The 11777-nt window shown below is 61.8% G+C and carries 14 protein-coding genes; 8 read left to right on the forward strand and 6 right to left on the reverse strand.

What is annotated here, in order from left to right; genetic code table 11:
- Positions 1-60 precede the first annotated feature (60 nt).
- A complete protein-coding gene (locus HYE77_RS27810) occupies positions 61-615 on the forward strand; it encodes a YceI family protein (RefSeq protein WP_173883028.1) in 555 nt (184 codons plus the stop codon).
- Between the two features lie 3 nt (positions 616-618).
- On the opposite strand, the gene HYE77_RS27815 is transcribed toward HYE77_RS27810, so the two are convergent.
- Positions 619-1509 (reverse strand): DMT family transporter, encoded by an 891-nt coding sequence (locus tag HYE77_RS27815; protein WP_134326757.1) that lies wholly within the window; start codon positions 1507-1509, stop codon positions 619-621.
- 91 nt (positions 1510-1600) lie between these two features.
- On the opposite strand from HYE77_RS27815, the gene HYE77_RS27820 reads away from it, so the two are divergent.
- On the forward strand, positions 1601-2929 hold the full coding sequence (locus HYE77_RS27820) for a PLP-dependent aminotransferase family protein (protein ID WP_177070121.1): 1329 nt from the start codon (positions 1601-1603) through the stop codon (positions 2927-2929).
- A 138-nt stretch (positions 2930-3067) separates the two neighbouring features.
- Here the strand turns inward: HYE77_RS27820 and HYE77_RS27825 are convergent, their stop codons facing one another.
- Complete coding sequence (locus HYE77_RS27825; RefSeq protein ID WP_008436281.1) at positions 3068-3499, reverse strand: nuclear transport factor 2 family protein; 432 nt, start codon at positions 3497-3499, stop codon at positions 3068-3070.
- Positions 3500-3755: 256 nt separating this feature from the next.
- On the opposite strand from HYE77_RS27825, the gene HYE77_RS27830 reads away from it, so the two are divergent.
- Together HYE77_RS27830 and HYE77_RS27835 are read left to right on the forward strand one after the other, a co-directional pair.
- On the forward strand, positions 3756-4226 hold the full coding sequence (locus tag HYE77_RS27830) for a RidA family protein (protein ID WP_177070015.1): 471 nt from the start codon (positions 3756-3758) through the stop codon (positions 4224-4226).
- A gap of 6 nt (positions 4227-4232) precedes the next feature.
- The gene (locus HYE77_RS27835) at positions 4233-4955 is read left to right on the forward strand and encodes a CPBP family intramembrane glutamic endopeptidase (RefSeq protein ID WP_177070017.1); all 723 of its coding nucleotides are present in this window, start codon (positions 4233-4235) and stop codon (positions 4953-4955) included.
- A 22-nt stretch (positions 4956-4977) separates the two neighbouring features.
- On the opposite strand, the gene HYE77_RS27840 is transcribed toward HYE77_RS27835, so the two are convergent.
- Entirely contained in the window at positions 4978-5781 is an 804-nt protein-coding gene (locus HYE77_RS27840) for a helix-turn-helix domain-containing protein (RefSeq protein ID WP_177070019.1), read from the reverse strand.
- Positions 5782-5897: 116 nt separating this feature from the next.
- On the opposite strand from HYE77_RS27840, the gene HYE77_RS27845 reads away from it, so the two are divergent.
- Together HYE77_RS27845 and HYE77_RS27850 are read left to right on the forward strand one after the other, a co-directional pair.
- Positions 5898-6215 (forward strand): DUF2834 domain-containing protein, encoded by a 318-nt coding sequence (locus HYE77_RS27845; protein WP_003215101.1) that lies wholly within the window; start codon positions 5898-5900, stop codon positions 6213-6215.
- Positions 6215-6637 carry an MAPEG family protein gene (locus HYE77_RS27850; protein WP_003215104.1) on the forward strand — a complete coding sequence of 141 codons (423 nt, stop codon included), beginning with the start codon at positions 6215-6217 and terminating at the stop codon, positions 6635-6637. Before HYE77_RS27845 ends, HYE77_RS27850 begins: the two co-directional genes overlap by 1 nt.
- Here the strand turns inward: HYE77_RS27850 and HYE77_RS27855 are convergent.
- Genes HYE77_RS27855 through HYE77_RS27865 form a run of 3 tightly spaced genes read right to left on the reverse strand, consistent with a single transcriptional unit; the run spans position 6627 to position 9586 of the window.
- Positions 6627-7550: a substrate-binding domain-containing protein gene (locus tag HYE77_RS27855; protein WP_177070021.1), complete on the reverse strand. Its 924-nt coding sequence runs from the start codon at positions 7548-7550 to the stop codon at positions 6627-6629. The two genes, HYE77_RS27850 and HYE77_RS27855, sit on opposite strands and share 11 nt — an antisense overlap.
- Positions 7551-7598: 48 nt before the next feature.
- On the reverse strand, positions 7599-8741 hold the full coding sequence (locus HYE77_RS27860) for a phytanoyl-CoA dioxygenase family protein (RefSeq protein WP_003215107.1): 1143 nt from the start codon (positions 8739-8741) through the stop codon (positions 7599-7601).
- Positions 8741-9586, reverse strand: a complete 846-nt coding sequence (locus tag HYE77_RS27865; RefSeq protein WP_003215109.1) for an SDR family oxidoreductase — start codon at positions 9584-9586, stop codon at positions 8741-8743. The genes HYE77_RS27860 and HYE77_RS27865 overlap by 1 nt, the downstream gene beginning before the upstream one ends.
- 123 nt (positions 9587-9709) lie before the next feature.
- On the opposite strand from HYE77_RS27865, the gene HYE77_RS27870 reads away from it, so the two are divergent.
- Together HYE77_RS27870 and iolG are read left to right on the forward strand one after the other, a co-directional pair.
- Positions 9710-10735 carry a LacI family DNA-binding transcriptional regulator gene (locus HYE77_RS27870; protein WP_003215111.1) on the forward strand — a complete coding sequence of 342 codons (1026 nt, stop codon included), beginning with the start codon at positions 9710-9712 and terminating at the stop codon, positions 10733-10735.
- Between the two features lie 36 nt (positions 10736-10771).
- The gene (gene iolG / locus HYE77_RS27875; RefSeq protein ID WP_177050611.1) at positions 10772-11776 is read left to right on the forward strand and encodes an inositol 2-dehydrogenase; all 1005 of its coding nucleotides are present in this window, start codon (positions 10772-10774) and stop codon (positions 11774-11776) included.
- Position 11777 lies beyond the last annotated feature (1 nt).

Here is an 11777-nt window from a genome sequence, read left to right on the forward strand (position 1 = left end):
TAAATCCAGCGCCTACGCTGTTAGCAGTGCACAGCGTGTTCATTCCCGGTTGAGAATCCCATGAAATCTCGATTGCCAGCGGTCGTCCTTGCCCTCGCCACCTTGTCTAACGCGTACGCCGTGGAATACACCGACGTGAATCCGACGGCCAGCACCATCAGCTTCACCTATGACCAGATGGGCCAAGAGGTGTACGGCACGTTTGGCACCTATTCGGCGACCCTGAATTTCGACACGCAAAACCCGGCCGCCGCCAGCACCGTACTGACCATCCAGCTGCCGAGCATCAATGCCGGCAGCGACGACGCCAACACCGAACTGCCCAAGCCCGGCTGGTTCGACATGACGACCTACCCGGTGGGCACCTTCACCTCGACCCACATCACTGACCTGGGCGACAACCGTTACCTGTTCAGCGGCAACCTGACCCTCAAGGGCCAGACCCGGCCGGTGGAGGTCAAGGTGGCCCTCAAGGAGCAGAGCGGCATTGGCATATTCGACGGCGAATTCGTGCTCAAGCGCGATGACTTCAGGATCGGCGCGGGGGAGTGGGCGGACAGCGTGGTGTCCAATGCGATTGTCATCAAGTTCAAGATGGTTGCGCCTGAACGCTGATGGTCAGCGGGCGAACTTCTTGGCCCCCGCCACGCACGCAATCACCGCGACGGTCACCCCCAGCATGCCCAGGCTCACCTGCTCATGCAGCAGCGTGGCCGCCAGTGCCAGGCCGAAAAACGGTTGCAGCAACTGCAATTGCCCGACGGCGGCAATGCCGCCCTGGGCCAGCCCGCGGTACCAGAACACAAACCCGATCAGCATGCTGAACAGCGACACATAGGCCAGGCTCAGCCAGGCCGGCAGGCTGATGCTCACGAAAGTGCCCGGGGCGAGGATCGCCGTCAGCGGGGCCACAATCGGCAGCGCGATCACCAGCGCCCAGCAGATCACCTGCCAGCCACCCAGGGTGCGTGAGAGCCTGGCCCCTTCGGCATAACCGAGGCCGCACACCAGGATTGCCAACAGCATCAGCAAATCCCCGGCGGGCGCAGCGCTCAGGCCTTGGGCAACCGCGTAGCCCACCACCAGCAGGCTGCCCAGGATCGAAAACAGCCAGAACACCAACTTGGGCCGCTCGCCGCCGCGCCATACGCCGAAGACCGCAGTGGCTAAAGGCAGCAGGCCGACAAATACGATGGAATGGGCACTGGTGACGTACTGCAAGGCCAGTGCGGTGAGCAAAGGAAAGCCGATTACCACGCCCAGCGCGACGATTGCCAGGGGCAGCAACTGACTGCGGGCCGGGGTTTTTTCCTTGAACAGCCACAGCAGGCACAGGCCGAGCAGGGCGGCGATGGTGGCGCGGGCGACGGTCAGGAATACCGGATCGAACTCCAGCACCGCCAGGCGCGTGGCCGGCAGCGAGCCGCTGAAGATCACCACGCCGATCAAACCGTTGATCCAGCCGCTGGCGTTGTTTTCCCGGGTGTTGAGGTGGGTGGTTCGTTCCATGGGTGTAGGGCTCGATAGGGATAAGTTACGTCCTGCGCATCCTATGATTCACTATCAAGACAATCAAAGAATTGTCATGGATACATCGCCTATGCCCCGCGCCCGCTACAAGACATTGGTGGACACCTTCGCCAGGGATATCCGTTCGGGCGCGCTGGCGGCGGGCACCCGGTTGCCGACGCACCGCCAGTTGGCCGCCAGCCATGGCCTGGCGCTGGTCACGGCCAGCCGGGTGTACACCGAGCTTGAGGCCATGGGCCTGGTCAGTGGTGAAACCGGGCGCGGAACCTTTGTGCGGGAAATCGCGTTGTCGCCAGGGCAGGGCATAGGGCAGATCGCGGTGGCGGCGGGCATGATCGATCTCAACTTCAACTACCCGTCGCTGCCGGGCCAGACCGACCTGCTGCGCACCGCATTGCGCCAGTTGGCGTTGTCCGGCGACCTGGCGGCGCTGCTGCGCTATCAGCCTCACGCCGGTCGGCTGCATGAGCGGGCAGCGGTGGCGCGTCATCTGCTGAGTCGTGGGTTGACGGTGCAGGCCGAGCAGGTGCTGATCGTCAGCGGTGCCCAGCATGGGCTGGCGGTGACCATGATGTCGCTGCTCAAGCCCGGCGATGTGGTGGCGGTGGATGCGCTGACCTATTCCGGGTTCAAGGTACTGGCCGAGACGCTGCACCTGGAAATCGTCGCGATCCCGGTGACCGCGACGGGCCCCGACTTGGCCTTTCTTGAACAACTCTGCGCCCGGCGCCCGGTACGCGCCGTGTACAGCATGCCGACCCTGCATAACCCGTTGGGCTGGGTGATGAGCATGGCGCAGCGCGAGCACCTGGTGGCGATTGCCCGTGGGCATGACCTGATCCTGATCGAGGATGCTGCCTACGCGTTTTTGGCCGAGGACGCGCCACCGCCCGTGGCCGAACTGGCGCCGGAACGCACGGTTTATGTGTCGGGGCTGTCCAAGAGCGTCGCCACCGGCCTGCGGGTGGGTTTTGTCGCCGCTCCGCAGCAGTGGATGGCGGCGCTGGAACGTACGGTCATGGCCACCACCTGGAACACCCCGGGGGTGATGACTGCGGTGGCTGCCGCGTGGATCGACGACGGCACGGTGCTGCAGCTTGAAGCGCAAAAACGTAAGGACGCCCAGGCGCGCCAGGCGGTGGCCGATGAGGTGTTGGCGGGCTTGAATGTTATCCGCCATCCGTCTTCGTATTTCTTGTGGTTGCCGTTGCCGGAAGATGCCCGCGCCGATCAGATCACCATGGCGCTGGCACGGGAAAATATCTCGGTGTCCACGGCCGAGCCGTTTGCCGTCTCGGCCCACGTGCCCCATGCCTTGCGAGTGGCGCTGGGGTCGGTAGACCGGGAGGTGCTGCGCGAGGCGTTGGTGAAAGTGCGCTGGGCGGTGAAGGCGTACTAGGGGGCCGGATCGTTCCCACGCTCTGCGTGGGAACGCCGCCTTGGACGCTCCGCGTCCCGCCGTAGATTTGCGCGATAGTGACGCAGAGCGTCACCGGATGCATTCCCACGCAGAGCGTGGGAACGATCCAGGCGGGACTCAGAACTTGTAGGCCTGGCGCCCGATCAGCAGCCACTTGCCTTTCTGCTTCTGCCAGACCTGGAAGTTTTCAATTTCGGTGGGCACCTCGACGCCACTGTTCACCGCCTGCGCGGAAAAGTGGTTGCGCACCAGGGCGGTGTCGCCATTGAGGGTGATGGTCTGTTTCTGCATTTCCAGGGTCTTGAAACCACTTCTGCCGGTTTCAATGTCGGCGATAAATTCCTGCTTGTTCTGGACCTTGCCGCTGGAATGGCCGTAGGTGAGGTTGTTCGCGGTGAGGGCCTGCAGTTGCGGGATGTCCTTGTGCAGCATGGCCTGGGTCAGATGATCGACCGCTGTGGCTACATCCTTGTCACTTGCGGCGGGCGCGGCGGCCGCGTAGCCGCTGAACAGGCACAGAAAACCAATCAGAACCTTGACGTTTTGCATGGGTGTTTCCTTGTTGTTGTGGGTACCGGGACGACTCGGGCTGTGTTTTTAAGTCGTCGTACAACCATGCCGTATTTACCGGGATCAAGGAAAGTGAAATTTGTTCTTGGCTAGAAGATAAGCGCTGTTTGCCAGTATTGGTCGTCGTATCACTTGCGAAATAACGCTCGGCGCTTCCCGTGGAAATGGCACATGGCTATGCTGTGGCCGGCGACTTCATTGTGTGGATTCGCAACAGCCAGTGAGGACAACAAACATGACACCGGATCAAAAATACGCGGCGGCCATGGTGCGCCTGGGTTACCAACTCAACGAGTTCAAGATCGGCGGCAACTACACGCCGCTGCTCAGGGATGGCAATCACGTTTACATCAGCGGCCAGATCCCGCGAGTAGGCGACACGATCGTGCTGCCCGGCAAGGTCGGCGAAAGCCTCAGCCTGGCCGACGCACAGATTGCCGCGGGCGTCAGCGCACTGCGTTGCCTGGGCTTGCTCAAGCAGGCACTGGGTTCGCTGGACCAGGTCAAGGCGATCCTCAAGATCAATGTGTACGTGCGCAGCGCGGATGACTTCGACCAGCAAAGCGAAGTGGCCAACGGTGCGTCGGACCTGTTGAACGAGATCCTGGGGGCCGCAGGATCCCATACGCGCACCTCGGTGGGCGTGCTGCAATTGCCCAAGGGCGCGGCCGTGGAAATCGACATGATCGCCGTGGCACGGGACTGAAACCGGGTGATCGCCGAGGCGTTTGCGGTACTGGTCCACTATGGAATCTACCTGCTCCCGGGACTGATCCTGTTTGGCCTGTGGTTTGGTCTCACGCCGAAAACATTGCCGGGCTTGCGCATCGTTATCCTGCTGCTGGCCTTTGTGCTGATGCGCGATGCGATGACGCCGCTGGGCATGTGGTCGCTGAGCCGCGAGGTGCAGATCGAGTTCACGGCCAACCCGTGGGTGCTGGCCGCGCTGGGCGGGTTATCCCTTGGGCTGATTGCCCTGCTCGCGCGCCTGGCACCGGAGTTGTGGCAACTGACGGTGCTGTTCAAGGGCAATCGTTGGGCGGGCCTGGCGGTGGGACTCGGGGCCGGGTGTCTGATCGGCCTGCCATTGCGGCTGTATCAAGGCATTGAGCCGGCTTACTGGGCCTGGCTGATGGGCATGCTGGTGCTTGCCTACTGCGCCAATGCGCTGGAAGAGGTATTGTTTCGCGGCTTCTTGCAGGGTTATCTCGAACAGCACGTTACGCCGCTGCGTGCGGCGTTGCTCAGCGGGTTGGCGTTCGCCGCGTGCCATTCATTTCTGGCGTTGAGCGTGACGCAACTGGGCTGGCCAGTGTTGGCCTTTACCCTGATTGAAGGCGTGGCCTGCGGGCTGGTGCGGATGCGCTACGGTGTGGTGGCGGCGACGGCCACCCATGGCACGGCGATCTTGCTGATTGCCGTGCCGATGGCGTAAGCCGGACCCGGCGAGGCATTGCCTATTTCGACCGCTCATACGCCGCAGTCATCACCTGCCACGTCTGCGCATCCGCCGGAATCAAATGCTCGATGCGCAACGACGTCACGGTGATGTCCTGTGGCATGCCAAAGGTGGTGAAGGTCGACATGAAGTTCAGCTCGCCTTCACGCGAGTTGACGCGTGTCAGCAGCAGCGGCGGCAGCTCATTGGTCAATGCCTCGGTGCTCTGCGGCGCCGGCAGGCTGTCCAGAGTCCTGGCAAGTTGCGGATTGCCCAACGCCTCGCGGGATGCCCGTTGCCAGGCGACGGTTCGGATTTCTTCAGCGTTGATCAAGTGATCACCCAGCCCACCAGGCTGCAGCAGGGTGACCAGCAAATTCAGCTCTTCAGCCGCTTCCGGCTTGATCCCCACCAGATCGAACAGCACGTGGGTACTGGCATTGGCGGCGAGCACTTCCCAATGGCTGCCCAGCACGATTGCCGGTGCAGGATTATTGGCGTGCAGCACATGGTTGATGGCCTCGCGAATAGCCTCCATGGAGGGCGAGGAGAGCGGGGTTGCCTCATAGCGCGGGGCGAAGCCGGCAGCGAGGAACACGCTGTTGCATTGCTCCAGCGGAACCTCCAGCGCCATCAGCAAATTATGCAAGGTGCCCGGGCTCGGCTTGGCGCGCCCGGTCTCGATGCAGCTCAGGTGGCGTTGGGAAACCCCGGTGATCAGCGCCAGTTCCAGCTGGCTCAATCTGGCGTGCCGACGCAGCACGCGCAGTTGCGTGCCGGCGGTAGTGTCGGGGTTGGCGCGGGGGAAAGGTTGGCTGCTCATGGGTTGACTCTGGCCGTGCGGGTCGGTGGTGTCGATGACCTTCGAGGTCATTGAGAGGGGAACGACGTTATCACTAATGTGCAGCTTCCCGAACCGTTGTCTCCAAGGAGGAGAACATGCGCAGACCCTGGATTGCCCTGGCCGGGCTGTTGGCTTTTGCCCTGTACACATTGATCACGATGCTGATCGCCGAACAATCGCTCATGGCGTTCGGACGTGAATTGATATCGAGGCCGGATACTGCCCAGGTGGTGATTGATTTGTATCTGATGGCGGCCTTGGCGGGCGTATGGATGTACCGGGATGCGCGGGCCAGGGGCAAATCCCTGGCGTCGGTGTTGCCCTATTTACTGGTAACGGCGGTTTTCGTATCCATCGGTCCGTTGCTGTATATCGTGGTCAACGGGTTCCGCGAACCTTCAGGGGGCCGGTGATGGAGGTTTATGCGTTGTGCGTACTGGTGCTGTTCTTGAAGATGCTGGCGATCTCCTGTTACCAGGGTTTCTTTCGACTCAGATTCCGTGCATTCACTAACCACGAGGATGCAGCTTTCTTCCATCGCGATGCGAATCCCCAGGAGTTACCGCAAGTCTCCCGGGCCGAAAAGGCTTGGGCCAATGATCTGGAAAATATTCCGTTGTTCTTCATTTTGGGTGGCCTGTGCCTGGCGATGGAAACGCCAGGCACCGCTACCGCGGGGTTGTTCTGTCTGTTCACCGCTGCCCGTGTGATGCATACGGTGATGTATCTGAGCGGCCGCCAGCCCTGGCGCACCCTCGCTTATGGAGTGGGAGTGCTCTGTTTGTCGGGGCTGGCCGGTCTGCTTGGCGCTGGGCTGATAACAATCAAGGGGTGAGAAAGGCCTGATAGTTGTCCTTGGTGATCTGTTGATAGGGAATGGTCAGCTCCGCCGTGTAGGGCTGCTTCCTGATCATCTTCAGCGCCAGGTCAATCGAGCCGACGGCCTGGCCCTTGTTGTCCTGATAGGCCGTGACTACCAATAGATCTTTCTTGATCGCATCCAGGCCGGCGGGGCCGCCGTCGCTGCCGCCCACCAGGATGTCCTTGCCAGGGTGCATGCCGGCCTGGGTAATCGCCATCGCGGCACCGATAGCCATTTCATCGGCATTGGCCGCCACGGCGTCGATTTTCTTGCCCGAGACGATCCAGTTGTTCATCAGGTCCATGGCCTTGCTGCGTTGCCAGTCGGCGCTTTGTTCTTCGACGATATGGATGTCGGGGTAATCCTTCAGTACGTTTTTCACGCCCTGTGTGCGGTTGTGGGTGGCGTTGTTGGAGAGCAAGCCGAGCATGATTGCGAGGTTGCCCTTGCCGTTCATTTTTTCCGCGAGGTAGCGCATCTGAATCTCGCCCGCTTTGATCTCGTCCGAGCCGACATAACCCACCCCGGCTGGCAGGACCGGGATGTCCGGGCGACGGTTGACGTACACCAGCGGGATACCCGCCTGCTGGGCATTCACAGTCATTTTCTGGGTAGCGGCGGTGTCGACCGCGTTGACGATAATCGCGTCCATGCCTTGGGCAGAAAAGCTCTGCACCTGGTTCAGTTGGCGCACCACATCGCCTTGGGCGTCTTCGAATTGCAGGGTCACGTCGGTGAGGTCCCTGGCGTGGGCCGCCATGTAGTCACGCATCTGGGCGAGGAACACGTCGTCCACCTGGGCGATGCTGACACCGATGCGTGTCTCGGCGAGGGCTAGCGGGGTAACGATGAGGGTCAGGAGCAAGGTCAGCAGCTGTTTTTTCATGGTGTCAGTCCGTTTTTTTGTTGTTTTGAAAGACGTTGAAAACATTCCTCAGCCTTGGCGTTTGGCGTGTAGTTGCGCAACGCGTTCGGCAAAGGTCTCGCAGGGCCAGCGTTCGTTCAGTGCCTGCAACATCAGTTGCTGCCCGGTTTGCGGAGCCAGGCCCTGTAAGGGTGGGTCGGTATCCAGGTTGGTGGGAAAGGAATAGCCATCGGCGGTGCAGGCGATCACCGCGTGCAGCGCCTCGCCATCCATGACGTTGTCCGCCAGGCGCTCCAACAGGCAGGGGTACAGCGCCAGCATCATCCGGTCGCGGTCCACAGCCTCCATCGTTTTGCCGAACGCCGAGGAGATTTGCAGCAGGTTGGCCATGCGCTGGCGGTCCGGTGTGCGATTGGTGCCAGCGGCGTGAAACAGGGCCGGGTTGAAGAACAGCAGGTCACCTTTGTTCAGCGGCAATTGCACGGCATGCTGCTGGAAGTACTCGATGAATTCAGTGCGCCTCCAGGCCAGGTAGCCCAGTGGGTATTGCTGGGAAAACGGCAGCAGTTGGGTCGGGCCGGTTTCCAGGGGCATGTCGCTGTGGGCCACGGCCCCTTGCAGCGTGAGGTATTGGGACAGCGTGTGCAGGGGCAACGGAAAGCGCTCCACCACGTCGATGGTCTGGAACCCGAGGTGATAATCACGGTGCGGTTGCTGGGCTTGGCCACCGGGGTGCACCACGTTGACCTGGGCCGTGACTTGGTAGCCCGGGCCGAGCCAGGCTTGTGCGATCAACCCCAGCAGTGGGTTGGCGTAATATTCGACAAAGGATGCCGGCGACTGCAGTGCGGCCTTCTGTAATGAGTTCCAGATACGTCCGTTACTGCCGGCCTTGGCGAAGTGGTCGGCGGCCACACCTTGCGCAGCCTCTTGGGCAAAGATCGCTTCGAATACCTGGCTGTGACGGTCGACCACGTCCAGGTCGGCGTAGCCCTGGCGCACCACCATCACTCCCGGCCCCTGGCTGAACAGGCGATGCAGTTCGTCCAGCACGGCGTGACGATCGCCGTTGCGCAGTGCCTGGGCCTGATAGATCGGGATGTTGCTGCACACTTCGGCGCAGTGCGGGTAGTCCTCGGCAGCCGCCTGCTGGGCACAGATCGAGTGAAAATCTTCCAGTTGCACCGCATCGGCGCTGACAAAGGCAGGCATCACGCACCCTCCACCAGGCTCAAGGCCTGATCGGGGCGTGGGGTGCCGCCGTCGCCACAGCCGATGACGCCTTGCTCCAGGTCGATCACCGTGCCGGTCATCATTCCCGACTCGCGTGACAATAGAAATGCCACGCTCCGGGCCACCTCTTCAGGTTTGAGCAGGCGGCCGAAGGGCTGTGCGGCTTCGGCGGCTTCCAACCAGGCATCCCCGGCACCGTGGTAGTGCCGCTGGATTTCATCCTCGTGCGGTGTGTCCATCCAGCCGATGTTCAAGCCGTTGACCCGAATCCGGTTGCGCAGGGCGCTGAACGCCACGTTTTTGGTCAGAATCGCGAGAGCGCCCTTGGACGCCGCGTAGGCACTCAAGAACGATTGCCCGCCGTGGCCGGTGACACTCTGGATATTGACCACTGCACCTTCAACCCTCTGGCTGATCATCAGCTTCAAGGCTTCCTGCATCAGGAAAAACGGCGCCCTCACATTGACCGCAAACAGTCGGTCAAACAGTTCGGGGGAGGTGTCGAGAATGGTGCCGCGATCCGACATCCCGGCGCAGTTGATCAGCCCGTGGAGGGTGCCGAAGTGGGCACGGGCCGCCTCGATCACGGCGCGGCAGTCGCCAATCTGTTCCAGGTCCGCCTGGACAAACACCGCGCGGCAATCGAGCGCTGCCAACTGCCGTACTTGCTCCTGGCCCTGGTCCGGACGGCGTCCGCAGATGATCAGGCCGGCAGCACCGCGCCGCGCCAGGGTATGGGCGACGGCAGCCCCCAATCCCTGGGTGCTGCCGGTGACGACAAAGTATTGGCCTTTGAAGGTATGGCTGAGGTCGGTTGAAGGCATCGGGGTCTCCTGGGTTTTTGTTGTTTTGAAGGCCGGGCTCGACGCCGGGCAAAACTGAGACTAGCATTGCGGTCACCTCAATGAGTCTCAAAAAGACCTCAAAAAAACCTCAGGCTCAACGGCATGCTCGAACGCGCTAAACACTTTTCCATCAAGCAACTGGCCACCCAGGCGGGCGTCAGCAAGGCGACGGTCGATCGCGTCTTGCATGAGCGCGGCAGCGTGCACGCCCAAACCCGGCGGCGTATCGAACAGGCTCTGGATGAGCTGGAATCCCAGGAAAAAAATGGCTTGGCAGTAGGCCGGACCTTTCATGTCGATGTGATCATGCACACGCCCAAGCGCTTCAGTGCGGCGGTGCAGGCCGCCATCACCGCCCAACTGGGCAGCCTGGCACCGTTTCGTATCGCCCCGCGGTTTCATGTGTTCGAAGAGATCGAGCCTCAGGCGATGCACGACCAATTGCTGCGCTGCCTCGAGACCGGCAGCCAGGGTGTGGTGCTCAAGGCCGCGGACGAGCCGGCGGTGAATCTGGCGGTCAAGCACCTGGCGGCCGCAGGTATTCCGGTGGTGACCCTGGTCACCGATCTGCCCCACAGCGAGCGCATCGGCTACGTAGGCATGGATAACCGCACCGCCGGACAAACCGCCGCGTACCTCCTGTCCCGCTGGCTGTCACCCCAACCCCAGGAAGTGGCGGTGGTGATTGGCAGTGAATTGTTCCGGGGCGAGGAAGAACGCGAAATGGGTTTTCGCATGTGGCTGCGCGGCCGTGCGACGCACCTGCGGGTACTGGATATCAGCGGTGGGTACGGCGTGTATGACCGAACGTTTGCCCGGGTCACCGATGCGTTGAAGCAGCATCCGGAACTGAAGGCGGTGTACAGCGTCGGCGGTGGCAACCGCGCAATTGTCGACGCCTTCGCGGCTCTGGATCGCCCGTTGGACGTGTTTATTGCTCACGACCTCGACGAAGAGAATCGCCAGCTGTTGGCTGAAGAAAAAGTCGCCGCGATTATCGATCACAACCTGCAGATCGATGCGCGCCATGTGTTCCTGCACATCCTGCAATTTCATCGGCTGTGGAAGGCTGGGCCGATTGCGCCGTCACAGGTACAGATCGTCACACCGTTCAACCTGCCGGACTGAATCTCCACACCCAATAACAATCCCAGGAGTTCGACCATGCTACGTATCGCTGTCCTTGGTGCAGGGCGCATCGCCAACATTCACGCGGCCAATGTCGCGGCCCATCCTGATGCCACTCTGGTGGTGGTCGCCGACCCCTGGCGGGAGGGCGTCGATGGCTTGGCTGCGCAGCTGGGTTGCGAGGCGGCCTATGACTGCGCAGCAGTGCTAAGTCGGGACGATATCGACGCGGTGGTGATTGGCACACCCACCGACACTCATATCGATTTGCTGCTGGCGGCCGTGTCCCAGGGCAAGGCCGTGCTGTGCGAGAAGCCCATTGACCTGAATTTCGCCAAGGCGCGGGCGGCGGCGCAAGCTGTGGAGCGCGAGGGCGGCAAAGTCATGCTGGGCTTCAACCGCCGCTTCGATCCCGACACGCTGCGCCTGCGCCAGGCCATCGACGCGGGGCAAATTGGTGCTGTGCGGCAGGTGATCATCACCAGCCGTGACCCGGGGTTGGCGCCACGGGATTACCTGGCACATTCCGGCGGCATCCTGCGGGACATGACCATTCATGACTTCGACATGGCGCGGCACCTGCTGGGTGAAGAGCCCATCGAAGTCAGCGCGATAGCCAGCCGGCTGGTAGACCCGAGCCTGGCGCAGATTGACGACTTCGACAGCGTGATGGTGCTGCTGCGCACCGCATCCGGGAAACAGTGCCATATCAACTGCTGTCGGGAGGCGGTCTACGGGTATGACCAGCGACTTGAGGTATCCGGGGCCAAGGGGGTGCTGCTCACGGATAACCATCGACCCAGCACCTTGCGCCATTGGAACCACGAGCACACCGAGGCGTTGGAGCCGTTGCAGCATTTCTTCCTGGAGCGTTATGCGGATGCCTACCGCAATGAGTTGGGGCAGTTTATCCAGGCACTGAGCGCGGGGCGCGCGCTGCCCACCAACATGCGCGATGGGCTGTATGCGTTGCACTTGGCGGACTGTGCGCTGGAGTCCATCAAGACCGGGCGAATGGTTGAGGTCAATTACGCTATTTAAG

Origin of the sequence: Pseudomonas sp. IPO3774 (assembly GCF_013386835.1) — a bacterium.
Classification (GTDB): domain Bacteria; phylum Pseudomonadota; class Gammaproteobacteria; order Pseudomonadales; family Pseudomonadaceae; genus Aquipseudomonas.

What these genes read in the sequence shown, in the direction of transcription:
- HYE77_RS27810 (WP_173883028.1), top strand. Translation starts at nt 61, where the DNA reads ATGAAATCTCGATTGCCAGCGGTCGTCCTTGCCCTCGCCACCTTGTCT.
- HYE77_RS27815 (WP_134326757.1), bottom strand. Translation starts at nt 1,509, where the DNA reads ATGGAACGAACCACCCACCTCAACACCCGGGAAAACAACGCCAGCGGC.
- HYE77_RS27820 (WP_177070121.1), top strand. Translation starts at nt 1,601, where the DNA reads ATGCCCCGCGCCCGCTACAAGACATTGGTGGACACCTTCGCCAGGGAT.
- HYE77_RS27825 (WP_008436281.1), bottom strand. Translation starts at nt 3,499, where the DNA reads ATGCAAAACGTCAAGGTTCTGATTGGTTTTCTGTGCCTGTTCAGCGGC.
- HYE77_RS27830 (WP_177070015.1), top strand. Translation starts at nt 3,756, where the DNA reads ATGACACCGGATCAAAAATACGCGGCGGCCATGGTGCGCCTGGGTTAC.
- HYE77_RS27840 (WP_177070019.1), bottom strand. Translation starts at nt 5,781, where the DNA reads ATGAGCAGCCAACCTTTCCCCCGCGCCAACCCCGACACTACCGCCGGC.
- HYE77_RS27845 (WP_003215101.1), top strand. Translation starts at nt 5,898, where the DNA reads ATGCGCAGACCCTGGATTGCCCTGGCCGGGCTGTTGGCTTTTGCCCTG.
- HYE77_RS27850 (WP_003215104.1), top strand. Translation starts at nt 6,215, where the DNA reads ATGGAGGTTTATGCGTTGTGCGTACTGGTGCTGTTCTTGAAGATGCTG.
- HYE77_RS27855 (WP_177070021.1), bottom strand. Translation starts at nt 7,550, where the DNA reads ATGAAAAAACAGCTGCTGACCTTGCTCCTGACCCTCATCGTTACCCCG.
- HYE77_RS27860 (WP_003215107.1), bottom strand. Translation starts at nt 8,741, where the DNA reads ATGCCTGCCTTTGTCAGCGCCGATGCGGTGCAACTGGAAGATTTTCAC.
- HYE77_RS27865 (WP_003215109.1), bottom strand. Translation starts at nt 9,586, where the DNA reads ATGCCTTCAACCGACCTCAGCCATACCTTCAAAGGCCAATACTTTGTC.
- HYE77_RS27870 (WP_003215111.1), top strand. Translation starts at nt 9,710, where the DNA reads ATGCTCGAACGCGCTAAACACTTTTCCATCAAGCAACTGGCCACCCAG.
- iolG (WP_177050611.1), top strand. Translation starts at nt 10,772, where the DNA reads ATGCTACGTATCGCTGTCCTTGGTGCAGGGCGCATCGCCAACATTCAC.